Below are 25,463 nucleotides of genomic sequence, written 5' to 3'. Positions count from 1 at the left end.
AAATTTGATTTAAAAAATGTCTTAAACCTTCTTAAATTTGTCCATTTCTGAACTGTGGCCCGCAAATAATGATGCATTAGGATCAATATACTTTTTAGCAACGCTAGTAGCTATTGCAACTTGTCCAAATCCAACAGCAATTAAGGCTAATTTTGGAGCTCCTTCTTGTAAAGCAATATCTCCAGCTGCGTAAACTCCAGGTAAGTTAGTTTCCATTCTAGCGTTAACAATTACATCTCTCCCTTTCATAGCCACTCCCCATTTAGGTAGATTACCTAGATCACCCTTAAAGCCTATACTTATTATCACCGCATCAACGTCAAGAGTTTTTTCTTCTTTGGTTCTGTTATCAAATATTATAGCTTGTGTAACTTTGTTACCATCTCCTTTAACTTCTTTCAATTCATGCCATGTATATACTGTAGCAACTTGGAATAGTTCCTTAACACTTCTTTCATGAGCTCTAAATTGATCTCTCCTATGAATTAATGTAACTGATTTTGCTATTGGAGCTAAAGTTAAAGCCCAATCTACTGCTGCGTCTCCTCCTCCAACTATTAGAACTCTCTTGCCTTCAAAATCTTTTTTCCTTCTAACGGTATAGTATACTCCTTTGTTTTCATATTCTAATTCTCCCTTAGCTCCGAGTCTTGATGGCATTATTTTTCCTATACCCATTGCTATTAATACTGTTTTTGTTTTAAATTGATTACCTTTATCAGTTTTTACTATCCACATATTATCGTCTGTTTTCTGTATCCATTCGACCCACTCTTTTAGTCTAATGTCTGGTGAAAACATTTTAGCCTGCTCTACTAACTTTTGTGCTAACTCATAACCTAATATACCAGGATAACCTCCAACATCGTAAACCATTTTTTCTGGATATAATGATACTAATTGGCCCCCTAGCTCATCTTGAGAATCTATTATCATCGTTTTCATATCCCTTAAAGTAGCATAGAATGCGCCAAATAGGCCTACTGGGCCGCCGCCTATTATTATCATATCATATTCTGACATATGTTGTCATAGAATTTAGAAAACTTATACTATTTAAACCTTACTAATTATTCGTTCAAAATAGTCTATATCCTTGAAGGATAGATAATTATAAAATTAAGAACAGTATTTGAAGTTTTAATGCAGATATGCTTATTCATGCTATTGGTTATCCCTTATTTTATATTATGGGGATTATGGGGTAAATATTTTAGAAAGATAGTAACTGAGGGCTTAAAATATGTAGGTGACGATTATATTGATGAAAATTATAAAATTCCTCCTCTTTCTTCGGTAAAGATTAACATTAACGGAAAATGTGCAATAATAATAAATGGAGGAACAGGATGGGCAACAATCAGAATAAATGGAGGACCTAGAGAAAAAGTTTTCAAAATTAGATTATTAAATACAGTAGGAACGCTAGAAATAATAAATGAGAGCAGATTTTTTCCAATTATTGTTTCAATTAGACGTTCACCTTAAGTTTCTTTAGCAAAATTAAAGGAATAATAGATAGTATTGTCGTAACTGCCCATATCATATTTCCAACTAAACTTCCAATAGGTTCAAACAGACTTCCAATTAATATATTTAGTGAATTTACTTCTGCTAGTGAAATACCAGAATTAATTCCTTTACCTATAGAAGCCACAGCATAAACTATTGATATAGAAAGCTCATTAAAGAGACCAATTATTATTATTCCTAGAATATAATATTTAGTATAGAGAAGTAAAGCTGGGATGCTACCTAATAATGATGATATAATTAGTAATTTTATTTTATCCATTCTATCTCCTAAAAAACCAAGTAAGCCCCCTAACATTGATGAAAGGAGAAGAATTGAAGTAAATTCGGTACTCTGCAGAATTTGTATACCTAGGTAGAATTTTGCAAAAGATGGAAATAATTCTCCTACAACATAATATATTCCCCATACTCCTGCAGATGCGACACCAATTATAAAGGAGTTTTTATCTTTAATTATCTTCCAATTCATCTTTAAATTCGGCTTATTAATGTTAACAATGGCAGCTAATATTGTAAGAATAGATAATATTACTGAAGAGATTGAAAAGCCCAATTTTTCATCTAAAATAATCCAATTTAATCCTATTATTCCTCCTAATGCAAACATAGAATTATAAACTCCAAGTGCAGTACTCACTTTTGTCTCATTTAAGTATGCTAAAATTGCAGCCCCAGTAGAAAAGAACATAGAAGCTCCAACACCTGCAATAAAATAAAATACTAAAATTTGATAAAAAACTCTTGAAACTCCGATAAGAAATGCAGACAGAGACATTATAAATAATCCTAAAACCAAAGTATTCCTAGAACCTAGCTTAGAAGAAATAAATGCAGAAGGTATTTGCATACTACCTGAACCTAAAAAGAAAGAAAATGGGATTACCCCAGCTAAATTTAACGGAACTTTAAAAGTAAATATTATATATGGTATTGCAGGTGCTAAGTAAAACCAACTTATTGCATATATTATTCTCGCAAAAAAGATTGAATAGCCTTTCATTGCCATAATAGCATCAAAAAGAAGACTATTATAATCTATGCTTAGAAATATCATTGAATGAGAATTAAGATAGTTAGTAAGCCCTCCGGTCAAATCCTAGAAATTGTGCAAAAAATTATAAGTACTGCTAAATCTCAAGGATTTGAGATAGACGAACAAAATCCAGATATAATAATAGCAGTAGGAGGAGATGGAACCCTTTTAAAAGCCATAAAACTAAACAAGCCAGTTATAGCAATTAAGGCAGGAAGAAGAGGTTTTTTAATGGACGTTAATCCTGAGTCTATAGACGAAGTATTTAAAAGACTTAAGGAAAACGACTATAAAATACAAGAGTATCCACTTTTGGAGACAAATATATGTGGAATTTCTTCATTAGCATTCAATGAAGCAGGAATTTTAGCAGATCAACCTGAAACTATATTATTAACGTTATCGTTTTTAAATTCGGAAATACAAATTGAAGGAGACGGAGTTCTAATTTCAACACCTCAAGGAACTACTGGATGGAGCCTTTCTGCTACTGGAAACATATTATATGGTATAAATGCAATGGAGATAGCATTTATTAATCCAGTTCTTTCTCCTTTAAGATCCATAGTATTACCGCCAACTGAAATAAAAGTTAAAGTAGAGAGTAAAGGATATCCGCAAAAAATAAGAGTTACTACTGACGGAGATTTACTAAAAGTTATAAATGAGGGAAGCGAAATAAAGGTTAAACTAAGTTCTAAAAAAGCTATAATATATAGATTTTTTGATATAGATCCACTAAGGAGGATACTGAATGGAGATAAATAGTAGAAATATAATTCTTGACACGGCTGGATTCCTAGCAGGCCTAGAAAATTTACTTAATAAAGTGTATACAACACCATACGTAATAAATGAAGTAAAAGATCTTGCTTCACGAAATTCACTTAGTCTAGCTACTAGTTCTGGAAAAGTTATAGTAATGGAGCCGTCCAAAAACTCCATTAATAAAGTACTAAAAGCAATTAAGGAAATAAACGAACAAACTTTATCGAAAACCGATATTTCAATAATCGCACTTTCCTTAGATCTTTCACCTTCATTGGTTTTTACTGACGATTTATCCTTACAGAATGTTCTCCTAAGATTTAATATTCCATTTAAATCAGTCAAATTAAATAAAATAGCTATTAACGAAAAGAAATTTATATACATATGCCAAGACTGCAAAAGGAAGTTTAACCAATATTTAAAGGAATGCCCGTACTGTGGTGGAAAAATAGTAAAAGCTAACAAATAATCTTTATACAAATTCAATTTAAGACATTTTACATATTCTAGAAAAGTTTAATTTAAGATATTTTAAATAAGTTTATGCAACTTGCTGATATTATAAGTGCTATTACTAAGGTTGGCGGAAATCCGCATGCAATAGCTAAAATTACGGGTATATCTATTATTAATGTAATAAAATCCATCAACATTTTAAAATATAAATATCACTTGGCATTATTCACAGGATTATTGGCTGAAAATCTTCAATTACAAAAAATATTACTTCTATGTAAAAATTCCAAAATAAAACTATCTACATCCAAAAAATTATTCTTTCCTTTAGTAAATTTATTTAGAGCCGATTTAGAAGAAAACAAATTCATGTTAGTAATTTACGCTAATAAAGACACGTTAAATAGTATTCAGACCGCAGTAAAAAAGCTAAGGGATGAAAATATAGTAGAATGCGAAATATTTGAAATTAGTGAGACAAAAAGGTACTACAGAGATATATATTGCTTTAATTTTGATCAGAATATGTGGACTTGTGATAGGCTCTTACAATTTAATAAGCGTGGAAAAATTGTGAAACCAGACGAAGAAGATATAAATCTTATAGTTAAATTGCAAGCAAATCCTTATATCCCATATTATTTATCACCACATTACAGCCATATTAAGCATGTACTACAAGGATTTCTATATACGCTGGGTACCAATGATACGATATTAGATGTTATAGCCGATAAGGAGATAATATTTCATCCCAATACCTTATGGTCTGCGAAAATAGGTAATAAATATTTAATGGAAATACATATAAATTCTAAGGAATTGGGTAAAATAGTGCAAAAAATAAAAGATCACTCTAACGAGATTTTCATAGTTCCCAAAACGCCTTCTTATGCAGAAGGGTATTCAATACCTTATGAGATCTTTAAGGAGAAAAAGTGGGAATTTCCAAAAATTGTCCTAGAATGAACTTACCAATAAAAGATTTTTTATAAAGTTAATTTACATTGTTGTTATGTTTTGGGAAGATTTTAGAGAGCTAGTACCAGCTACTAAAAATTATATTTACCTTAATCATGCAGCCCTTTCTCCTACACCGTTACCGGTACTTTATGAAACATTTAGGTATCTATATGAAGTAAGTAAATCTGGTACAATTGCAGATAATGAAGAACAAAAAGACGAATTATTCCATATAAGGAAAAATATATCAAATTTAATTAAAGCCGATCCTTTAGAGATTTCATTAATACCTAACACTAGTTTTGGAATCAATGTAGTCGCGCACGGACTAGAATACGACGATAAATCTAATATAGTAACCGATAGCCTGGAGTTTCCTGCTACAGTTTATCCTTTTCTTAAAATAAAAAAATTAGAAAAGAGAATAGTAAATGCCTCTCCTTATGATATTGAAGATAAAATAATAGAAAACATAGATGAAAATACAAAAATTGTGTCAATAAGCCACGTGAGTTTTAATACTGGAGTAAGAATAGACGTACAAAAAATTGTAACAAAAGCAAAAAAAGTTGGTGCATTAGTTTTACTAGATATAATACAGAGTGCTGGTGCGATTAAAATAAACGTTAAAGATTTAGGTATCGACTTTGCAGTAGCAGGAGGATATAAATGGTTAATGTCTCCACAAGGATCTGGTTTTATGTATATAAGAAAAGGACTTTTGGAAGATCCTCCGTTTTACGGATGGAAGTCGGCAAAAAATTACTTAGATTTCGATCCTACTAAGTTTGAACTAGAAAATGGACCTAGAAGAATTGAGATAGGAACAATAGATATTGCAGCTAATTTAGGTCTATCTAAATCGGCAGAGATTATCAGTTCTCATGAAGATGAAATTGAAAAGAGGGTTTTACAATTGTCAGCATATGCTATAGACATTGCAGAGGACAAAAAATTTGAGGTAATAACTCCAAAGGAGAAGAGGGCTGGAATAGTAGTAATAAAAGTTAAGAAACCTAAGGAAATAGCCTCTCGTCTTGCTCAAAGAAATATAATAGTTTCGCCTAGAGGAGAAGGAATCAGAATCTCAACACATTTTTATAACACAGAAGAGGAGATTGAAAAAACTATTAACTCAATTTCTCAAGAAGTTTCATAGTTCTCTCAAATGCCTCTTTTGCTTTTTCTGCAACATCTTTTGGAACTATTACCTTTGTAACTTCATTCTCCAATGAGTTCTTTATTTTCTCCAATGTTATCATTGCCATGTATGGACATCTAGCACAAGCACACGATTCTGTACTTATTAATGGATAGAATACTTTATCTGGAACTTGAAGTTTTAATGCATTTAACATGCCTATCTCAGTAGCGACTATAAATTCCTTGTATTTGCTCTCTTTTGCAAACTTTATCATTTGATTAGTAGATCCTACAAAATCTGCAGCTTCCAAAATTTCTAAAGGAGATTCTGGGTGAGCCATTAATACTGCATTTGGATATTTTTTCCTTGCCATTTCTACAAACTGCTTAACATATGAAGCGTGAACTAAACACCTGCCATTTGGTGGAACCTTAATTATCTTCTTCCCTGTTTTCTTTTCAACGTAATTTGCCAAATTAGCATCTGGTCCAAATAATACAATATCAGAATCTATAGCTTTAACAATCTTTACTGCAGTTGAAGAGGTAACTATATAGTCTGCTAACGCTTTTGCGTAAATACTAGTATTTATGTATAATACTACCGGAGCGCTTGGATATTCTTCCTTAAATTTCTTTAAAGTCTCAACATCTAATGCGTCAGATAACGTACATCCGGCCTTAGGATCTGGAGATAATACTAGCTTATCTTGATTTAAAGCTGCAGCTTGTTCTGCCATGAAATATACTCCAGCAAACACTATAATGTCAGCATTAGTCTTCATTGCCTTTACTGCTAGATCATAAGAATCTCCAGTAAAATCTGAAACTAGCTGAACTGCGTAGTCCATATAATTATGCCCTAAAATAATAGCATTCTTTTCCTTCTTTAGCTCTTTAATTCTCTTTATTAGCTCTGTATAATCTGTCATATCCCGAACACATGTTCGATTGCAAAAACTAATTTAAAAACTTTTTTACCGAATAAAACAGTTCTTCTAAGTCCTCCATAATCCTCACAAGTAAACCATATATTACATCATCGTCAGTTTTATGTAAATTCTTTATTATATTCATAATGTCAATTAATTCTTGCAAGAGATAAGAATCTATAATATTTCTTCTAAATAATTCTAAAAACAATTTTTCATCATCTGGCTCATCAATAAGTCTTCTTGCCTCGTTTAATACTTCTTTATATAACTCTATAATACCCTCTTTCACTTCAGATTTTAATTCGTTATTAGATCTAAATTCTTCTAAAGATACTTTTGTACCTTTCTCTACCTTTCTATAAGCTTCCCAAAACACGTAAAAATTTTAATCGTCAGAATATATAGAGTTACATGATAAAGGAAGTACTAGGAAGTTTTATTGCGAATCTTAAAACAGCAAAGAATTATCCATTTATTCTTGTAATAGCAACTACAGACGTAAGTTTAATACCGGGCATTACAGTCGCAGGTGCTTCTCCAGAGCTAACTCACTTTACACCTGCTGCAGATGCGGAATTTTTAGTTCTTGGAAAATGTAAGGTAATAAATACAGTGCCCATTACTCCTGACGGAATTCCAACACCCGCTTTAGTAACTAGAGCTTCCTTATCTTTCACTAAAGTAACTAAACTGGTTGTAAATGCAGGAAGTAAAATTCTACCAAAAATACCTTTCATAGATATAGGAGGAAAACCTGGAGGAGATATCAGAAAATATTCGCTAGATTTAGAAACGACAGAGAGAATAATTGAAAATTCTACTCTTTTGGGAGAGGAATTATCTAATACTTACGATCTCTTAGTCATAGGCGAATCAATTCCTGCTGGGACTACTACTGCTATGGCTGTACTACAAGGTTTAGGATATAATGCAATAGATAAAGTAAGTTCTGCATCGCCTACTAATCCTAAAGAATTAAAGAGGAAAGTAGTTTTAGACGCTCTTAAGAATCTCCCTAGTAATACACTAGGGAAGATTGCTAAATTAGCAGATCCAATGCTAATTTCAGTGGCAGGAATTTCACTAGGATTCAAAGGAAAGATCTTATTAGCAGGAGGTACTCAGATGACCGCAGCCGCTGCAATAATAAAGGAATTTAATAAAGAAAAATTAAAAGACATTGCAATAGGAACTACTAAATGGATAGTTAAGGATAAATGCTCAGACATAATTTCACTAGCTAAGCAAGTCGGCGTAAGTTTAATTTATGCAGATTTAGATTTCTCTATATCTAAACATAAAGGAATAAGAGTCTATGAAGAAGGATACGTAAAAGAAGGTGTAGGAGCGGGAGGAGCTTCAATACTTGCAATGATTAATGGTGCTAATAATGAAGACATAGTTAGAAAAGTGGACGATATGTATTCAGAATTGCTTATAAGCAAGAATTAAGAAGATAACTTAATGGAGTACGATTTTTTAACTACTAGAGAGAAGATTTTTTACCTTTTAATGTACGCGGACGAGCCTCTTTCTGCTAAGCAGATAATGAAGATTCTAGGGGTAAAAAAGGAAAAAGAAGTTTACTCACATATATATCATTTAGCTAAATCGTCTAAAAGAAAGGATTACATTATAATTATGTTTCCTCCTGAATGTGAGGACTGTGGGTATGTATTTAAATTAGAAATTCCTAAAAAACCTAGTAAATGTCCAGTTTGTAAATCGGAGAGAATAAAGCCTCCAAGCTTTTTAATAAGAAAGAAAGGAAAAAATAATGAATGAAGGCTATTTTTGTTGATATGGGCGAAACACTAGTAAAATTTACACCCAGATATTATGAAGCTGTAACTAACGCCATTAGAGAAAAAGGTTTCGATGTAGATGAGAGAGAAGTGTTTAGGGCGCTAATGCAACAATTAGGTAATCATCATTTTCCGCATCCCGAAGTAGGAGGGCTATCAAATATTGACTTTAGAGATTTATTCTATAGATTAGGATTAGTAGCAAACGATAAAGTTATTAAAGATTTAGAAAGTCGATCATACCTTTCAAATAAATATGAATTATTTGATGATGCAATACCATTTTTGGAGGAAGTTAAAAAAATGAGATTAAAAGTGATATTAGTAAGTAACGCCACGTCAAGCATACATAAAATAATTAGAGAGCTCAATTTAATAAAATACCTTGATGGAGTAGTAGCATCTTGTGACTTAGGAGTAATGAAACCTCACCCAAAAATTTTCTACTATGCAAAAAGAATTGCCGGAGGAGATGGGATCCATATAGGAGACGTTTATGAAATAGATGTAGTAGGTGCTAGAAGGGCATTTCTTAAAGCAATACTATTAGACAGATTTAATTATTATCCAGAAATTAAGGAAAATAAGGTGAATAATCTATTACAAGCAGCAAAATTAATAAAAGAGATGTTGAACTATTAGTAAGTAAAATTCCTCCACATCCCAATCCCAAAATTTTCTTAGAGCAGTATTTAACTCCGCCAGAGGTCGTTGCTGACATCGTATGGTTAGCGTTTCTCAGAGGAGAAATTAAAGGAAAAAGAGTTGCAGACCTAGGTTGTGGCACAGGAAGATTTTGTGCTGCTGCAAGTTTTCTAGGAGCTTATTGTGCTTGTATAGAGATCGATAATGATAGCATTACGTTAGCTAAAAAAGTCTTCAAAGATCTAGGAATAGATGCAGACTTCATTAATGCCGATGTTGAGTATTTTTACTCTCAGTCAAAATTTGATACCGTAATTGAAAATCCACCCTTTGGAGTTAAGAGAAAAGGTTATGATCTAATTTTCCTAAACTCAGCGTTAGATTTATCAAATGACGTTGTATATTCCATTCATAAAAGTAATGAGAAATCTGAGAAAATAATCAAAAATATTGCCAGAAAAAAAGGATTTTCAAGTGAAGTAATAACTACTAATTTTGAAATAGGATATTACTATCCATGGCATAGAAACGAAATTCATAAATTTTTAGTTGATATCTATCTTTTTAAAAAGATTACCTGATTCTATCATTTCAAGTAATGAGATTACTCCTTTACCATTCTCCTCATCTAGAACTAAATCAGCAATCTTTTTTACTTCATCTAGAGCATTAGCTACAGCTACCTTATAATCTGCTACGTTAAATAATGGAATATCGTTCTGACTGTCTCCAATAGCTATAATTTTACCCTTAAAATTTAGAATTTTTACAAGTTCTAGTAAGCCTTTCCCTTTATCCATATTTTTAGGCATTATCATGGCATCGTTTCTATTCCATTCCACTCTAGCACAATCAAATCTTAATTTATTGCTAAAGTTTCCTACATTATCAAGATAAATAATTATCTTGCCGACGGAATATCTTAAGCCTAATTTTTCCAATTTTTCAATTATACTCTGTCTTATTTCAAACCAATCTTTATCTACTAAGTGTATCTCTTTTTCTCCTATAAGCAAAAGAGGGCCATTCTCTAAAACCCATGCTGTAGGATTTAATCCTTTGGCTAAAACATCAATGAATTTCCTTTCTCTGCCAGTTACTACTACGAATGGATATTTCTTTGAAAATTCATTAACCTTCTCTTTAACTTCGTCTGAAATTGTAAAACCGTTCTTTTCGCTAGCTAACGTTCTATCGTAATCTGAAGCAACTAAAAACAATTTTTATTCACCAAAATTATATCCAAGATCTTCTAATATCTTTTTCATTCTTAACGCATCGTTTTCGAGCTCTGGACTTTCGCAAATTAATGTTATTGAAATATCTCTTTTCAGAATTTCCCTTGCTAAAGGCTCAAAAGGCGGAGTATTGTAAACTATAGACCTATGTATATCTACATATTTGCCATTTCTTATTTCTAGTCCTTCAAAATGAGAATTTATATGAGTTAACCCTAGTTCCTTAGTTAGTCTATCTAAAATTTCTCCATAATCTATCTGTCCTCCTTGCCTGGCAAAAGTATGAGCCCAATCTATATATGGAATTACTTGCCTATCAAGTTCCTTTGATAGTAAAATAACTTCATCTAACGTTCCTATTGCAGTTTCTTTAGCCATTGTTTCTATTCCAAACTTCACATTCATTATACCTAGTTCCTTAGATTTATCTAAAATCTCTCCTAGACCAGATTTAACTTCATCTAAGCATTCCTCTCTCTTAGATTTTTTCCCATAAAATGCTACATGTATTGCTATAGCATCCGCTCCCATAGCTTCGGCTCTAGTTGCAGTTTCCAATATTCTATTTTTAGACGCTTCTATTTTTTCTTTTTCCTCTGAGCACAAATTTATATAATACGGGGCATGTACTGATAATCTTACTCCTATAGTTTTTGCAACTTCACCTAATTCTTTCGCCTTTTCAATACTCATCTTTACTCCTTGTACAAATTCTACTTCCATAGCATTGAGACCCAATTCTTTTACTTTCTTTACACCTTCAACAGTACTTTTACCTTTGGCAGATAAAGGAATGCCGGCCGTACCCAAGTAAATCTTTGGCATAAAAGAATGTTTTATGTACAAAAATTTTAAGCTAAAGTCTCACAAGTTTACTATAGATTTATTTAGTGAGTCTTCTTTCTCTCTTAATAATTCTAGAATAGCGTTTGCCATAATTCTTTGATCAAAATCCTCCGAAGTATTGGATTTTACTTGCTTAATTATTAACTCAACTATAGGCTGAAGCGTAAGAGACATTATAATCGCAGACAATTCTTTTATGAACGCTGATCTTATAACGATTTTCTCAGCTTCGGACTTACCAGAAGTTTCGTTATCTATAATTTCTCTAATTTTTTTAAGAATATTATTACTAGCTTCATCTATAGCCTCTGTAATTACTGGTTCTATTATTTTCTTGTATTCTACTTCTCCTGAAGATACAAAAGATACTGTATCAACAAGAATTTGAATTCTCTTGTTTAAAGAATTCACAATTTCATTATTTATTATTTCACTTATTTTATCTTTTATAGATTGAGGTATCTTATACTCTGTAGCCTCTACTGCTATATTAACACCAGCTTTTTCAGCAATAAATTCTATTAAAGTCTTGGCATTTATACCCACACTTCTGAATTTCACAGCCGCTAATGGACATAAAGTTATAAGATTTTGATACTTCTCACCTAAAGCTTTAGCCATCATATCTGCTCTTTTACCTATGTTTTTCTCTAATATAGCCCCTGAGCACCCTTCAACTTTCCTTACTTTAAATCCTCTATCTCTAAGTCTTTTTATTATATCATCTGCGTAAGTTGATGAAAAACATGCTACGTGGAGATTTATTTCTTCATTACCCTCAAACTGTATAGATTTTAATAGCCTTAGTTCTAAAGGAGTAACCTCTGCTTCAATATTTACTCCTGCGAATTTTGCGTACTCTCTATAAGCCTCGGAGAACGCTTTATAGTCCTCCGGCGTTAAAGTAATTAGCTCAGATACATTCTTCATTTTCTCTAAATTATTTTTCATTATTTCTGTAAGATCTTTTCCATTACCGCTTATATATTGCAAAAATCCGCTATCATTAGAAGTATTAAATAACTTTATTCTTATTCCGAGCTTTTTGAGCAATTCTAAAGACGAGAATAGAACTGTAGGATTTTCAATTACATATTTACCTAACCATAATCCTATTTCACTATTTTCATCAATAATATCATTATATTTAGCTGGAATAGGAGTATCAGGAACTTTTTCTTCTGGAATCTTCTTTGCTACAAGACTATTCAGCTTAATTAAAAGAGTAGAGATTGGTATTTTAGCGGGGCAAACGCCATCACATAATCCGCACTTATGGCATCCAGATATTTCCGCTATTGCACTATCCGGAATGTCAACTGAATTATGTAACTCATAATAGCTTATTACTCCTCTAGTAAAGTCAAACATTCCTTTAGGAGCATAAGGCCATTGAGGAACTAGTTTAAACTGAGGGCATACTGTTACGCACATAGCACAGTCTATACAAGTCAGCGCATAATCTACGAAAATATCGAGATAACGCTTAGCAACCTTATAACCTTCTATTTCGCCACCTGGCGTTAACGCTTTAGCTAAGCCTATTCCAAACCTAAACCTTAAGGCTTCTTGCTGCTTTCCTACTATCTCTAGAACTGCTTTAGCCCTACGCTTAGGATCGAATACTTTTCCAGGGTTAAATATTTCATTAGGATCCATTTCTTCTTTATACTTCTTTATTTCCTCGTACCTATCAACGCCTAGTTCTTGAAAAGTTCTTCCCATGGCACTTAGCCTATTCTTAGCGTACTTATGAACAAATATTCCTATAGATAGCATAGATCCTCCTACTTTTATGTATTCGTCCATCATCAAAGTATTTTTAGCCAAGTCATAGATAATTTTCTTATCAACTGGAGATAGTGATGCTTGAGTAAAAGCATTTACTAGAAGAACTTCTCTTCTCTCTAAATCTATATCCAGATCAAAACCATTATCTATAGTTAGAGTACCTAACTTACCTATATTCTTTTCAAGGCCTTCTATTAGTTCCTTTATTTTAGTATAATGTATTAAACCATGCTGATGAATTAGTAAACCCTTAGTTCTTAGAGCTGCATTAACACCGTGATTGAATGACCACCATCCTGTCCATTCTCCTTCAAACATCCTTCCTCCATAGGTCTGTGCTATTCTATATAATTTAGGTTCTACAATCGAAGACCTAGATGAAGGATATAATATTACCATGTTCCACTTTCCTGGATCTAAAGATGCCTTAAATTTCTCTGCAATATAACTAGATATTGCAGGACCTCTAACTTGTATATGCCAAGCTGGAATTACTTCTCTATAAAATTCTCCTATTGCGTTGTAAGTCTTATCAAAGTCGTCAAAAGAGATTACCATTGCTTCAGTATTACTAAATTGCCTTAATTTAATTCCTGCTTTAACAATTATTCCTGTAGTTCCTTCAGCTCCACAAGCTATTGCCAGATCTTTTCCTTCCAAATGAACTAATTCACCCTTTGGATTTACCATATCAATAAAGCTAATATTATCACAAATGAACCCATACTCGTAAGAGCCTATTCCTAAAGCATCTCCGGCTATGCCTCCTCCAGCTGTTGAGTCGTATGAAGATGGAAAAGTTCTTAACTGAAGACCTTTTTGTTGCGCTGCTATATCTATAAGCTTCCAAGTAGCCCCAGGCTCTACTATAGCTATTTTATTTGCTTCATCTATTTCAACTTTATCCATCTTAGAGAAATCTACTAGGATACCACCATCTGCAGGAATTGCATTTCCATACCTATTTGTACCTCTACCGTAAGGAGTTATTGGCACGTCATATTTTAATGCTATTTTTACTAAATCTATTACATCTTCAGTAGATTTAGGATAAACTACATAGTCTGGAATAATATTTATTTTAATTCCTGACCATACAAGTTCAGGAACAAATCCCATATCCACTGTATGTGACAGTCTTTCAACTAAACTATCAGAAAAGTTATCGCCAAAGCGAGATTCCAACTCTTCCCTTATGCCCAACGGTTTCTCACCTATAAGCTTAAAATATTTTTAACATTCTGACTAATAACTCTTTGTAAGAATTCATAATATTCTTTACGTTGCTCTTTTCTAGGCTCGAAATAAGAAAATTCCTCGGGATAAGATCCGTCCCAGGTAGGTATTATATGAATATGAACATGAAATATAACTTGACCCGCACTTTTTCCTACATTAGTTAGAAGTCTTATTCCAGAAGATTTTACTGACTCTTTTACTGCCCTGCTAACTATATTTGAAGAAAATGCTAGTTTTTCCAAATATTCTTTTTTAGTATTTAGAAAATCATCAAAATGCTCTTTTGTAACTACTAATGTGTGGCCGGGCGCTAACGGAAATTTATCTAAAAAAGCTACAGTATACTCATCCTCATAAACAATATATGCAGATTCTTCCTTTTTAACAATTTTACAGAATAAGCACATATTACTTACAACTACTTTCTTACTTAAGTTTATATCGGTCATTATGCGGATTAAAAATTAATTTAATAAAGGTAAAGAGTGACATCAATGAGAGTATTTTACTTAATTATAATTCTTGTAATATCTATTGTTACAAATGCTACTCCATTCTTTGGAACTCCATATACTTTAGTTACAACAACTTTACTTTTAAAATGTGGAATAACACCAATTAATCTAGCAGAAGCTATCATACTAACTGGCGTTGGTGCTGCAGTTGCAAAAAGCTTCATGTATTTTATAGGATTAGGAGCACGTAAAGGCTTAAAGCGTAATAAAAATGTAATTTTCTTTTCTAGATTTACTAGTAAAAAATCATTTTATATTATATTATTTCTTACTTCTATATTTCCATTCTTGCCTCTTGACGATTTAGTTTACCTTATAGGCGGAACTACAAAAACTTCCTTAATATCAATGCTAAAAATTTCATTATTAGCCAAAATTATCAAAAGCTCAATAGAGATACCTATAGAGGCCTTTGGAATATTGCAAATAAGCGAGGCAATAGGGATAAGCCCTTTCGAAACTGGAGTAATATCTACAGTTATAATGACCATTTTAGCAATAATATTATTTAAAATAGATTGGGAGAGTATCTATAGAAAGATAGAAAAATATCTTACAAATAACAAGTACTTCAGATTACCATGAAATTGTTTAGTGGTAAAAAATTCGAAGTTTACTTAGATAAATTCGATCTACCTAATGGTAAAATTAGAGAAACTGAATATATAAAACATAGAGGATCTGCAGTAATAATACCGCTTATTGATGAAAATACAATAATTTTAGAAAAACAATTCAGACCAATTATAGGTAAGTGGATATACGAATTACCTGCTGGTACTATGGAAGAAGGTGAAGCTCCTGAAACTACTGCCAAGAGAGAATTGATTGAAGAGACAGGATATGAGGCTGAGACTCTAATTCACCTTATAGACTTTTATCCTTCACCAGGTGTAAGTACTGAATTAATGCACCTCTTTTTAGCTAAAGGATTAAAATTTGTAGGAAGTAAACCAGAGGAATACGAAGTTATAGAAATAGAAAAGAAAAATATCGACGAAATTCTGGAAATGATAAAAAATCACGAGATTGAAGACGCTAAAACTATAATAGGAATACTTTACTATCAATTTATGCTAAGAAATCGAACGACTTAGTCTCTCCTACTATTAATGGTTCTTCTTTTACGATCCATTTTCTAGCCTTAGCTTCTCTTAATTTTTCTACAACATCTACCCAGTTAAATAAGTCTGGAATCTCGTAAATTACTACAAATTCGTAATCTCCTATTCCAAATGAGTATGTAGTATACGATTTAATACCGTTATTTTTTGGATTATTAATTGCCATATCTATGTGCTCCTTCATTATTTTTTCTCTCTCTTCAAAAGGCAATAAATACCATTCAGGAGATTTTTTCATAGGATATGCAACAAAATACTTTAATTGCTCTCTTCCTAAAACTACTTTAGGATCGAAATTTGATTTCATATAAGGAGAAGGTTTAAAGACTGAAAGAAATAAGTTGGACTCTAAAGCATATCCTTCAAATGCTGATAATATAGCCGATCTAAACTCCAAAAATGGAGAAGTACTAAAAGAAGATAGCCAATAGATTATGTTAGACTCTTGAGATAGAGAAGAGAATTTCTTAATAGATATTACATCCTTCTTAAATTCGTTAGCAACTTCCTCTGCCTTACTTAATATCGATTTTCTAGCCTCATGATTAAGCCTCCACCAATCTTTATCAAATTTAATTGAATACACCATCATATAAACTTCGTTAACCATTGTTATTCATCTCATTAATTATATCGCCGTAGATTATTAATGCTTCTTCTAAACTCATTAAATAACCTATAAAATAAGAGGAAACGTTTCTTCTAACATACTCATCCAAAATGTCATATCCGTCAGACGTAGGACCGTTTAATATTCTATTCATTTGATTATCAAATTCCTGCTTATTTGATGCTGTAACTATAAAAGCTACTGGCAAAACTCTAATTCCTAATGAGAGATCACCATCGCTTAACTCTTCATCATATTTTATGAGCTCATCTATAACGCTTTCATTAATGCCATAATAGTTTATTTCATTTAAATTATATAATTTATGTAATATATTCTCTACTCTATTTTTAATTAAGTTAATCTGTTCCTTCAATTTAGTTAAAGGAACGCCTTTTCTTCCAATTATTATTTCAGTACCACCATTTTTACCCATCTTATCCAGATAGAGCAAGGCTCTCAACATTTTTGCTAATTTCTTCCTATTATGAATTGAAATTTCTCTATCTTTAATTGTAGATGATGGTAAAAATCCTATAAAATATTTAAAGATAACGCCTACATACAATTTGTCGCCTTTATTAGTAGTTACTTCTATAGGAGAAGGAATTTCTTCTAATGACTCTTTATATACTATAGCTACTTCATCAGAATTTATTAAGGACCTTACATAATTCTCAAAATTATCTATTTTTTCCCTTCTCTCCTCTACAAGCTGACCCATCTCATTGTATATTTTTAGTAAAGGAATTTCACTATCCGTTTTCAGAACTATTTGCATTAAGGGGAAAGTGTCTTCCTTTCTAAGTATGGTTGCTGCATAGAGAAAACTTGAAAATTTAACTATACCTATAATAATTTTACTATCTATGTCACTTAAAAGCGCCGTATGTTTGGACGCAGCTAAAGCTAGCTTTTCTGCATCATACCATTCTTCACTTAGAACAAGCTTGTCTGTCTGTTCTTCATCTTCCTCGTTATTTCCAAATTTAAACACTATAGATTTTACATTTAATTCTTCTGCAACTTCGTCGATTACCTCTTTTATAAGTAAATCTATTTGAGGTATAGGAGGCAATATATAGTGGTTATCTTTCTCCTCTATATTTTTATACACATGAATCCCATTATCTTCTAAAGATATTATCAAGATTTCCTTTTCATTACCGTTATCGTCTATAAGAGAGCATGAAATGATTGGCTTATTCTGCAATGAATATACTTCTAGTATACTCAATTTACTCTACCTTGAATAGTAAGTTATCTAGAATAATACAAAAACCTTATCACTATATTAAAGAGCTCATAGGCAGTTCTATGAAAAGCGTTATAAAAATACGGAAAAATCTTATATCAAAAAACTATATGATAAATACTAGATTATGGATTTAAGGAGGCTTGTGACTTATATAATAATAGGTTCTACTATATTATCTGCAATCTTTATAATATCGTTTAGAATTAATATTCTGAATAATCCAGTCATAGCTGCAGTCTTAGCTTTAAGTTTCTTTTCTGCAATAGCAATCTTTGTAATAGCTTTAGACCCCTATATTTTAAATCCTAATAGGAAAATAAATATGATCGATGATATTATAGTAATCATAAGTATATTAACTTATACATTAATTTCGGTATTTCTAATTAACGGTTATGGAACTGATGATATGGAATATATAGCTACCGCAATAAATTATCTAATTCATGGTATAAATCCTTATTTACAGTCTTATCATCCTCATAATGTAGAACCTACATATCTTCTTAATGGTAATATTGCTAGTAGTTATATTTATCCGCCTTTATCATTCTTACTTTATACGCCATTATATTTGATTTTAGATTTGCTTAAAATAAAATTATATTATATTAATATTTTAAACATAATTTTCGAAGATCTTCTTGCTATAATTATATATTTACAAGGAAGAAAGAGAAAAGATCCAATAGCCACGTTGCCAATTATATTCATTTTCATAACTTCAGGCTTACTAGCACCATCATTTGCAGGAGTTAATAGTTCAGTTTGGGCAGTATTCATTGCCTTAAGTTATGTGTATAATGGCAAAAAATCTGGAATTTTTTTAGCTTTAGCTGACTCATTTAATCAAATACCTTGGGTCATAACGCCTTTTCTTCTAATTTACAAGAAAAAAGATCTTTTGAATGTTCTTAAAGGATTTTTAACATCTATTTTACTTATAAATGTACCATTTCTGATATGGAATCCATATGCATTCTTACATATTATCACATTAGACGAAAAAACTATTCCAGTAGCGTTTACTGGATTTACAATACTTAATTTTACTACATTATTTAGTGTAGAACCTTGGTTCTTTACATACGCTATGGCGTTGTCTGGAGCATTTCTAATATATATTTATTATAGATTTTTCGATAGATTAAAAGAGTCCTTATGGATATTTCCATTAATAATAATGTGGTTTAGTTGGAGAACCTTAACTAGTTACTTTATAATGTGGCCTCAATTAATGTTTTTATCCATTTTTAACATTAATTCTTATAATATGGAAATTCCAAAAATTCATTTGAGTATAAATAGAAAGGAGATTTTATCCGTATTATTCGTATTATTAATTTCACTAGTTTCTGCAGGGGAATTTTCTCACATACAATATGTGGACCAGGATCCTATACAGATAATTAATGTTATAATTCCTGAAAGTGAACATAATTCTACTTATATAAATCAACTTTATATCGTGGTCAAGAATATTAAAAACGAAACTATAAATATTACCCTAGTTAGAGTTTCGATTCCAAACTGTTTAAATATGGTTTGGAATTTCACTAAAGTAGAAATACCACCAAATTCTACTGGAGTGGTATTTGCATATACTCAAAATCCTGCATTATATATAAATTCCACATCTTTTACAGTGCAAGTTTATTCAAATTGTTACATAAGTTCTTATAAGGTTATAAGGAATTTTACCGAGTATAATACTACTTTAACTCATGAGTATTCAATCAGTGCTTCAGGAACTTAAGAACGTTAATTATAGTGTAATTTCAGAATATATAATTAGAAGAATTTCAGAATATATAACTGAAAGTGGTAAAAATGGAGGAATTATAGGCTTAAGTGGAGGAATAGATTCTTCTGTAACTACCGTTCTTCTAAGTAAGGCTACACAAAATTACTTCATTTTACTTATGCCGTCTTCTTCCACACCTCAAAAGGATATGGAAGATGCAAAGAAAATAATAAATATGATAGGAGCAAATAACAAATATAAAATTATAAATATAGATACAATACTAGAATCTTTTAAAAATGAAATAAAAACAAATGACAAGTTAGTTTTGGGTAATATTAAAGCTAGAATTAGAATGATACTTCTTTATGCATACTCACAGATTATGAATTACCTAGTAATTGGTACTGGGGATAAAAGTGAATTACTATTAGGCTATTTTACTAAATACGGAGACGGTGGGGTTGATATTTTGCCTATAGGCGATCTGTATAAAACTCAAGTAAGGGAACTTGGTAGATATTTAGGTTTGCCAGAAGATATAGTAACTAAACCGAGTTCTCCAGCACTTTGGGAAGGTCAAACTGCTGAAGGTGAACTTGGAGTTTCTTATGATATAATAGATGCAGTATTATACCTTAGAGTAGAGAAAATGATGGATATAGACTCAATAGCTAAAGAACTTCAAATTAATGTAGATATAGTTCGTAAAATAGATAGGATGGTGAAAACTTCACAACATAAAAGATTGCCACCAGAAATATTTAGATTAAGTGGAAGAGCTATTAACTCAGACTGGAGGTATCCCAGAGAATGGATATAGAACTTGCACAAATAAGACCTAAGTTAGGGGATGTTGAATATAATTTAGAAAAACACTTAGAAATTATACAAACATCCTCTGCCGACTGCATCATATTTCCCGAGTTATCGTTAACTGGATATGTACTTAGAGACCTCGTTTATGAAGTATTTAAAGAAGCTGAAAAAGCTGTTACTAAGATAGTTGATAATTCAAAGTGTGTAATTTTTGGAACAATAAAGGAAGTTAGATCGGGTATTTTAAGAAATTCAGCGGTCATATCAATTGAAGGTAACTATGATTATATTTACAAGTTTTACCTCCCTACATATGGCTTATTCGAAGAAAGAAGATATTTCCAGCCTGGAGATCCATTATCAGACGTTAAGATATTTAAATATAAAGGAATTAATTTTGGTGTAGTTATTTGTGAAGATGCTTGGCACCCAGAACCTATAGAAGCGCTTGCCTTAAAAGGAGCAGATGCAGTATTTATTCCTGCTTCCTCACCTATGAGAAGATTAGAAGAGAACTTATTAATAGAAAATAATTGGGAATCTCTAATTAAAGCACATTCTTTAATGTATGGAATATGGACAGCTTTTGTTAATGCAGTAGGCAGTCAAGAAGAAGAATATTTTTGGGGAGGTTCAATGGTTTCTTCTCCTCAAGGTACAATCAAAGTAAGAGCTAGAAAATTTGAAGAAGACAGAATATTTACAAAGATAGATTTAGAAGACGTTAGAAAGGCTAGATTCTTTAGCAGTTTCAGAGACCATAATAGAGACTTTCATAGATTGCTCTCTAATCTTTAAATATTCTAAGTTAAGAAAGATATTTATGCTCAGGCAAACTTTCAACTTTAATATTATACTACTTATATTGCTAATAGTATTTCTTATTCTTTCGATAATTAGTCCAGTATTTTTACTTGGAGCAATAGGAATAGGAATGTTTAAAATATTTGGAAACAAAACATTTATACCTTTTTCAATTTTACTTTTATTATTAATAGGCTTACATGGATATTTATATATGATAGGAATACTATTGGCGTTAGCATTTATTGCTTTTAATATAATAAAAGATATATACAGATATTACGTATAAAATATAGAATATTTTTATCGATTTATAAGAAATTAATGGATTTCGCATAATTTAAAAAGCATTTAAATGTAACTTAACGCGTTTTCAAATGCTTAGCCTTAATAGAAATACATTACTAGAGTAAACACATGTTATACAAATTAGATGAGGTAATAGAAAACAAAGGTTGGGATACTAGGAAAAAAATACTAGAGCTTTTACAATCGAGAGAAATGACTGCATATGAAATTTCCAAAATATTAGAATTAAATTATTCTACAGTAAAATACCATCTAGAATTATTAGAAAGAGTAGGATTAATAACTGTTAAAAAAGATAAAAGGAATAGGTATCTTTATAGAGCAAATAATAATATAAAAATATTAAAGTTAACAGATAAATAATATATTTTATTATATTTTACCTATTTTAATTAATACAAATATCGCTATAATTAGAACCACTATAAATATTATTAAAGTTAAATAATTTGATAAAGATTCACTTGAAGGAGTAGTGCTAATTATAGTTGGATATTCCCTACTAACGTATACAGAAACTCCATTATATGTTCCATTTAATTGTTGTAATATCCCATCATGGAAATATACTGTAACTGGAACTTTATATTTTCCTAAAGCGTCAAAAATCCCCGAAAATTCCTTAGTTAAATTTCCATTTAACGTGGCGTTTCGTATAAATTCTAAGTTAGTAGTGTTAAATGCCATACAGTTTATAGGCAAAGGATAAGGATTATCCTCATTAACATTATACTCCATTACATTGTAATAGTTATTACCAACAATCGTTAAATTAAATTCTATAGTATTGTTTTTAATACATATAACTGTAAAATTATATGTAAATGAATATATAGTATTATTAACGTTAACCTGAACTGCATATATTAAAGAAGAATGAGGAACTAAGGAAGCTACTATTAACGGTAATAATATAGGAATCATATCAACTAAATTATCATTGAGGTTTATAAGAATGAGCGAAATATTTCCAGGAATATTCGAATCCGATTTTTATATAAATGAAATGATAAAATTGTGGGACGAAGGAGAGAAATGGGCTAAATGGCTTGATGAGCTAGCTAAGAAATATAATCTTGAAAGAAAAGTACTTGACGTTCCATGCGGAATAGGCCGAGTTTCATATTTTCTTAATAAATTAGGATACGAAATTGTTGGAGTGGATATTTCAGAAAAAATGATAAAAATGGCAAAGAATAACGTTCCAAACGGCAGATTTTACAGAGCAGACATGAGATATTTGAAGGATGTACTTAATGGAGAAAAATTTGATTTAGTAATAAATATATTTAATAGCCTAGGATATTACTCAGAGGAAGATGATCTAGAGATACTTAAATCCATAAAAGAAGCTACGAATAAAATAGCCGTAATAAACTTGGATAATAGAGATTATATAATTTATAATAAACCAGAAGTTTACTATACGTATGTTCATCCTTACTTGGTAGAAGATCACAATTATTTTGATCCATACACTTCTAGACTAAAAATAAGGAGGACTTATATGAACCAAAAAGGGGAAATAATAGGCTCAATAGAATATACACAAAGATTCTATAGTTTACACGAAATAGTCAATTTAGTTAAGAAAGCCGGTTTTAAAATCTTAGATGTAGTTACAGCATACTCGTGGAAGAAGTTCGAAGTTACTGACCCTCAGATAACAATAATAGCTGGAATATAAAGAGCTATAAAAAGATGATTAAATTGGCCTTTGCTGAATAATGATGATTGCACGTCAGGATGATTTTAAAGTAATGAAAATTTTATAGTTCAGTATAATACTTTCTACTTAATGAAGTATAAGGAAAAACCGAAGATGATGGTATTTAGGGGTTTACTACAAGTTATAATTGCTTATATCATATATCGATATGGAGATATGTACGGTTACGAGATTAAAAGAAAACTTGAGGAGATTCACGGTAAAAAATTACCTCACGGTTTAGTTTATATTACCCTAAAAAGAATGGTTAATTCGGATATCCTAGAAATATATGAGAAAGATGGTAAAAAATATTATAAACTATCTGAAGGAGGTAAAGAGTTTTTAGATAATCACGTTAAAGTACTGCAAAAAGTTAGGAGTATAATAGATGAAATAGTGAATTTTATGAATTCTACTCATTAATGTCTTTTTAAAATGGTATAATCAAAGCTTAAATTATCATTGCTTATTCTCTATATATGATTCAAAAAATTCGATCAGAAAAGGTTTATGGTGGTTATGAAAAAGCTCCAAATAGAGCGTTTCTAAGAGCTATGGGATTAAATGACGATGATATCTCAAAACCTCTAATAGGCATAGCTGCTGCATGGAATGAAGCAGGTCCTTGTAATATTCACGTATTGGCCTTAGCTAATGTAGCAAAAGAAGGAGTAAGAGAAGCAGGTGGAACTCCTAGAATTTTTACTACTCCAGTTGTAATAGATGGAATAGCGATGGGAAGTGAAGGAATGAAATATTCATTAGTTAGTAGAGAAGTTATTGCAGACACTGTGGAATTAACAGTAAACGCTCACGGATATGATGGCTTTGTTGCATTAGGCGGATGTGATAAAACAGGACCAGGTTTAATGATGGCAATGGCTAGGTTAAATATACCATCGATCTACATGTACGGCGGAACAACCTTGCCAGGCAATTATAAAGGAAAACCAATTGCAATAGGAGATGTATATGAGGCAGTAGGCGCTTATGCTGCTGGAAAATTATCTGCGGAAGACTTGAGAATTATGGAATTAAACGCCATACCAGGACCTGGAACTTGCGGAGGATTATATACCGCAAATACTATGGGAATGATATCAGAAGCTTTAGGAGTAGCTTTACCAGGTAGTGCATCTCCCCCAGCAGTGGATGCAGAGAAGGTTAGATTTGCAAAAGAAACTGGTAAAGCTTTACTTCATTTAATGGAAATAGGATTAAAACCTAGAGATATAATGACATTTGAGGCATTTGAAAATGCAATAACTGTACTCATGGCTTCCGGCGGTTCTACTAATGCAGTATTACATTTATTAGCAATAGCGCATGAAGCTGGTGTTAATTTAACTTTAGACGATTTTGATAGGATAAGCAAGAAAGTGCCTGAAATAGTAAACATGAAGCCTGGAGGAGAGTATGTAATGGCAGATTTGCATAGAGTTGGTGGAGTACCATTAATATTAAAGAAATTACTCGATGCTGGTCTACTTCATGGAGATGTAATAACTGTAACTGGAAAGACGATGGAACAGAATTTAAAAGAATATAAAATACCAGATGTACCTCATTCTCATATTGTAAGAGATGTAAAAAATCCTTATAGCCCCACCGGAGGGATAAGAATATTAAAAGGTAATTTAGCTACAGAAGGAGCAGTAATTAAAGCTTCAGCAAGCAAAGTTAAATATCATAGAGGACCTGCAAGGGTATTTAACTCCGAAGAAGAAGCATTTAGGGCAGTACTTAATGGTCAAATCAAGGAGAAGGAAGTTGTCGTAATAAGATATGAGGGTCCTAAAGGAGGGCCAGGAATGAGAGAGATGTTAGCTGTTACAAGTGCTATAGTTGGTCAAGGATTAGGAGAAAGCGTAGCTTTAGTTACTGATGGAAGATTCTCTGGAGCTACCAGAGGTATAATGGTAGGTCATGTCGCACCAGAAGCAGCAGTTGGGGGTACTATAGCTATAGTAGAAGATGGAGATATTATAACAATAGATGTAGATAACGGGAAATTAGAAGTTGAGCTAAGCGACAAGGAAATAAAGGAAAGATTAGAAAATTGGAAACCGCCAGAACCTAAATATAAAACTGGCTTACTTGCACAATACGCTCGACTAGTTTCATCCTCTTCTAAAGGAGCCGTTCTTTTAGGATAAGGAAAATTATTT

Annotated in this window: 30 protein-coding genes; 19 read left to right on the top strand and 11 right to left on the bottom strand. The window is 31.6% G+C overall.

The genetic code is table 11. The features are described from left to right. Window positions 1-21: 21 nt before the first annotated feature. Window positions 22-1,023 (bottom strand): NAD(P)/FAD-dependent oxidoreductase, encoded by a 1,002-nt coding sequence (locus D1867_RS08775; RefSeq protein WP_155863803.1) that lies wholly within the window; start codon window positions 1,021-1,023, stop codon window positions 22-24. Window positions 1,024-1,143: 120 nt separating this feature from the next. Between D1867_RS08775 and D1867_RS08770 the strand changes: the two genes are divergently transcribed. Next, on the top strand, window positions 1,144-1,488 hold the full coding sequence (locus D1867_RS08770; RefSeq protein WP_240872209.1) for a hypothetical protein: 345 nt from the start codon (window positions 1,144-1,146) through the stop codon (window positions 1,486-1,488). Here D1867_RS08770 and D1867_RS08765 read toward each other — a convergent pair. Beyond that, window positions 1,472-2,542, bottom strand: a complete 1,071-nt coding sequence (locus tag D1867_RS08765; RefSeq protein WP_240872207.1) for an MFS transporter — start codon at window positions 2,540-2,542, stop codon at window positions 1,472-1,474. The two genes, D1867_RS08770 and D1867_RS08765, sit on opposite strands and share 17 nt — an antisense overlap. Before the next feature lie 51 nt (window positions 2,543-2,593). Here D1867_RS08765 and D1867_RS08760 point away from each other — a divergent pair, with 51 nt between their 5' ends. The 4 genes from D1867_RS08760 (at window position 2,594) to D1867_RS08745 (ending at window position 5,918) form a co-directional block, all read left to right on the top strand. Further along, complete coding sequence (locus D1867_RS08760) at window positions 2,594-3,337, top strand: NAD(+)/NADH kinase (protein WP_155863802.1); 744 nt, start codon at window positions 2,594-2,596, stop codon at window positions 3,335-3,337. After that, the gene (locus D1867_RS08755; RefSeq protein WP_155863801.1) at window positions 3,324-3,809 is read left to right on the top strand and encodes an NOB1 family endonuclease; all 486 of its coding nucleotides are present in this window, start codon (window positions 3,324-3,326) and stop codon (window positions 3,807-3,809) included. The genes D1867_RS08760 and D1867_RS08755 overlap by 14 nt, the downstream gene beginning before the upstream one ends. A gap of 74 nt (window positions 3,810-3,883) precedes the next feature. Further along, entirely contained in the window at window positions 3,884-4,765 is an 882-nt protein-coding gene (locus tag D1867_RS08750) for a hypothetical protein (RefSeq protein ID WP_155863800.1), read from the top strand. Window positions 4,766-4,811: 46 nt separating this feature from the next. Then, the gene (locus D1867_RS08745; protein ID WP_155863799.1) at window positions 4,812-5,918 is read left to right on the top strand and encodes an aminotransferase class V-fold PLP-dependent enzyme; all 1,107 of its coding nucleotides are present in this window, start codon (window positions 4,812-4,814) and stop codon (window positions 5,916-5,918) included. Here the strand turns inward: D1867_RS08745 and nadA are convergent. Both nadA and D1867_RS08735 read right to left on the bottom strand, forming a co-directional pair. Continuing rightward, a complete protein-coding gene (gene nadA, locus D1867_RS08740; protein WP_155863798.1) occupies window positions 5,890-6,834 on the bottom strand; it encodes a quinolinate synthase NadA in 945 nt (314 codons plus the stop codon). The two genes, D1867_RS08745 and nadA, sit on opposite strands and share 29 nt — an antisense overlap. 28 nt (window positions 6,835-6,862) lie before the next feature. Then, complete coding sequence (locus tag D1867_RS08735) at window positions 6,863-7,213, bottom strand: hypothetical protein (RefSeq protein WP_155863797.1); 351 nt, start codon at window positions 7,211-7,213, stop codon at window positions 6,863-6,865. A 35-nt stretch (window positions 7,214-7,248) separates the two neighbouring features. Between D1867_RS08735 and cobT the strand changes: the two genes are divergently transcribed. Genes cobT through D1867_RS08715 form a run of 4 tightly spaced genes read left to right on the top strand, consistent with a single transcriptional unit; the run spans window position 7,249 to window position 9,868 of the window. After that, window positions 7,249-8,289 (top strand): nicotinate mononucleotide-dependent phosphoribosyltransferase CobT, encoded by a 1,041-nt coding sequence (gene cobT / locus D1867_RS08730; RefSeq protein ID WP_155863796.1) that lies wholly within the window; start codon window positions 7,249-7,251, stop codon window positions 8,287-8,289. 12 nt (window positions 8,290-8,301) lie between these two features. After that, complete coding sequence (locus D1867_RS08725) at window positions 8,302-8,622, top strand: transcriptional regulator (RefSeq protein WP_155863795.1); 321 nt, start codon at window positions 8,302-8,304, stop codon at window positions 8,620-8,622. Then, a complete protein-coding gene (locus tag D1867_RS08720; protein ID WP_155863794.1) occupies window positions 8,619-9,284 on the top strand; it encodes an HAD family hydrolase in 666 nt (221 codons plus the stop codon). The genes D1867_RS08725 and D1867_RS08720 overlap by 4 nt, the downstream gene beginning before the upstream one ends. Then, window positions 9,242-9,868, top strand: a complete 627-nt coding sequence (locus D1867_RS08715; protein WP_338078118.1) for an METTL5 family protein — start codon at window positions 9,242-9,244, stop codon at window positions 9,866-9,868. The genes D1867_RS08720 and D1867_RS08715 overlap by 43 nt, the downstream gene beginning before the upstream one ends. Here D1867_RS08715 and D1867_RS08710 read toward each other — a convergent pair. From D1867_RS08710 to D1867_RS08695, 4 genes are read right to left on the bottom strand one after another with little or no spacing between them, the layout of a single operon-like run. Next, window positions 9,833-10,507, bottom strand: coding sequence for a phosphoglycolate phosphatase (locus D1867_RS08710; RefSeq protein WP_155863793.1), 675 nt, complete (start codon window positions 10,505-10,507; stop codon window positions 9,833-9,835). The two genes, D1867_RS08715 and D1867_RS08710, sit on opposite strands and share 36 nt — an antisense overlap. A 3-nt stretch (window positions 10,508-10,510) precedes the next feature. Beyond that, window positions 10,511-11,350, bottom strand: coding sequence for a TIM barrel protein (locus D1867_RS08705; RefSeq protein ID WP_155863792.1), 840 nt, complete (start codon window positions 11,348-11,350; stop codon window positions 10,511-10,513). Window positions 11,351-11,389: 39 nt separating this feature from the next. Next, complete coding sequence (locus tag D1867_RS08700) at window positions 11,390-14,365, bottom strand: FAD-binding and (Fe-S)-binding domain-containing protein (protein ID WP_155863791.1); 2,976 nt, start codon at window positions 14,363-14,365, stop codon at window positions 11,390-11,392. A gap of 11 nt (window positions 14,366-14,376) precedes the next feature. Next, window positions 14,377-14,808, bottom strand: coding sequence for an HIT family protein (locus tag D1867_RS08695; protein WP_155864455.1), 432 nt, complete (start codon window positions 14,806-14,808; stop codon window positions 14,377-14,379). An 87-nt stretch (window positions 14,809-14,895) separates the two neighbouring features. Between D1867_RS08695 and D1867_RS08690 the strand changes: the two genes are divergently transcribed. Further along, window positions 14,896-15,501 (top strand): hypothetical protein, encoded by a 606-nt coding sequence (locus D1867_RS08690; protein WP_155863790.1) that lies wholly within the window; start codon window positions 14,896-14,898, stop codon window positions 15,499-15,501. Further along, window positions 15,498-16,013, top strand: coding sequence for an NUDIX hydrolase (locus D1867_RS08685; RefSeq protein ID WP_155863789.1), 516 nt, complete (start codon window positions 15,498-15,500; stop codon window positions 16,011-16,013). The genes D1867_RS08690 and D1867_RS08685 overlap by 4 nt, the downstream gene beginning before the upstream one ends. Here the strand turns inward: D1867_RS08685 and D1867_RS08680 are convergent. Next, window positions 15,988-16,650, bottom strand: a complete 663-nt coding sequence (locus tag D1867_RS08680) for a chlorite dismutase family protein (RefSeq protein ID WP_155863788.1) — start codon at window positions 16,648-16,650, stop codon at window positions 15,988-15,990. The genes D1867_RS08685 and D1867_RS08680 overlap by 26 nt on opposite strands. After that, window positions 16,643-17,887: a hypothetical protein gene (locus D1867_RS08675; protein WP_155863787.1), complete on the bottom strand. Its 1,245-nt coding sequence runs from the start codon at window positions 17,885-17,887 to the stop codon at window positions 16,643-16,645. Before D1867_RS08675 ends, D1867_RS08680 begins: the two co-directional genes overlap by 8 nt. Before the next feature lie 145 nt (window positions 17,888-18,032). Here D1867_RS08675 and D1867_RS08670 point away from each other — a divergent pair, with 145 nt between their 5' ends. From D1867_RS08670 to D1867_RS08650, 5 genes are all read left to right on the top strand, one after another. Next, the gene (locus D1867_RS08670) at window positions 18,033-19,664 is read left to right on the top strand and encodes a hypothetical protein (protein WP_155863786.1); all 1,632 of its coding nucleotides are present in this window, start codon (window positions 18,033-18,035) and stop codon (window positions 19,662-19,664) included. Continuing rightward, entirely contained in the window at window positions 19,639-20,475 is an 837-nt protein-coding gene (locus D1867_RS08665; protein ID WP_420809293.1) for an NAD+ synthase, read from the top strand. Before D1867_RS08670 ends, D1867_RS08665 begins: the two co-directional genes overlap by 26 nt. Further along, window positions 20,466-21,269 (top strand): nitrilase-related carbon-nitrogen hydrolase, encoded by an 804-nt coding sequence (locus tag D1867_RS08660; RefSeq protein ID WP_155863784.1) that lies wholly within the window; start codon window positions 20,466-20,468, stop codon window positions 21,267-21,269. Before D1867_RS08665 ends, D1867_RS08660 begins: the two co-directional genes overlap by 10 nt. Before the next feature lie 25 nt (window positions 21,270-21,294). Further along, complete coding sequence (locus D1867_RS08655) at window positions 21,295-21,564, top strand: hypothetical protein (RefSeq protein ID WP_155863783.1); 270 nt, start codon at window positions 21,295-21,297, stop codon at window positions 21,562-21,564. Between the two features lie 128 nt (window positions 21,565-21,692). After that, entirely contained in the window at window positions 21,693-21,947 is a 255-nt protein-coding gene (locus tag D1867_RS08650; protein WP_155863782.1) for an ArsR/SmtB family transcription factor, read from the top strand. Between the two features lie 9 nt (window positions 21,948-21,956). Here the strand turns inward: D1867_RS08650 and D1867_RS08645 are convergent, their stop codons facing one another. Continuing rightward, a complete protein-coding gene (locus tag D1867_RS08645) occupies window positions 21,957-22,508 on the bottom strand; it encodes a hypothetical protein (RefSeq protein ID WP_155863781.1) in 552 nt (183 codons plus the stop codon). A 31-nt stretch (window positions 22,509-22,539) separates the two neighbouring features. On the opposite strand from D1867_RS08645, the gene D1867_RS08640 reads away from it, so the two are divergent. The 3 genes from D1867_RS08640 to ilvD all read left to right on the top strand — a co-directional run bounded on the left by D1867_RS08640 (window position 22,540) and on the right by ilvD (window position 25,451). Next, window positions 22,540-23,271 (top strand): class I SAM-dependent methyltransferase, encoded by a 732-nt coding sequence (locus D1867_RS08640; RefSeq protein ID WP_155863780.1) that lies wholly within the window; start codon window positions 22,540-22,542, stop codon window positions 23,269-23,271. Window positions 23,272-23,382: 111 nt separating this feature from the next. Next, the gene (locus D1867_RS08635; protein ID WP_240872206.1) at window positions 23,383-23,718 is read left to right on the top strand and encodes a PadR family transcriptional regulator; all 336 of its coding nucleotides are present in this window, start codon (window positions 23,383-23,385) and stop codon (window positions 23,716-23,718) included. A gap of 56 nt (window positions 23,719-23,774) precedes the next feature. Beyond that, window positions 23,775-25,451 carry a dihydroxy-acid dehydratase gene (ilvD, locus tag D1867_RS08630; RefSeq protein ID WP_155863779.1) on the top strand — a complete coding sequence of 559 codons (1,677 nt, stop codon included), beginning with the start codon at window positions 23,775-23,777 and terminating at the stop codon, window positions 25,449-25,451. The last annotated feature ends 12 nt before the right edge of the window (window positions 25,452-25,463 follow it).

The sequence above is a fragment of the Acidianus infernus genome (assembly GCF_009729545.1).
GTDB lineage: Archaea > Thermoproteota > Thermoprotei_A > Sulfolobales > Sulfolobaceae > Acidianus > Acidianus infernus.
The sequence above is the reverse complement of the archived record's forward strand: the minus strand, read 5'-3'. Positions and strand labels throughout refer to the sequence as shown.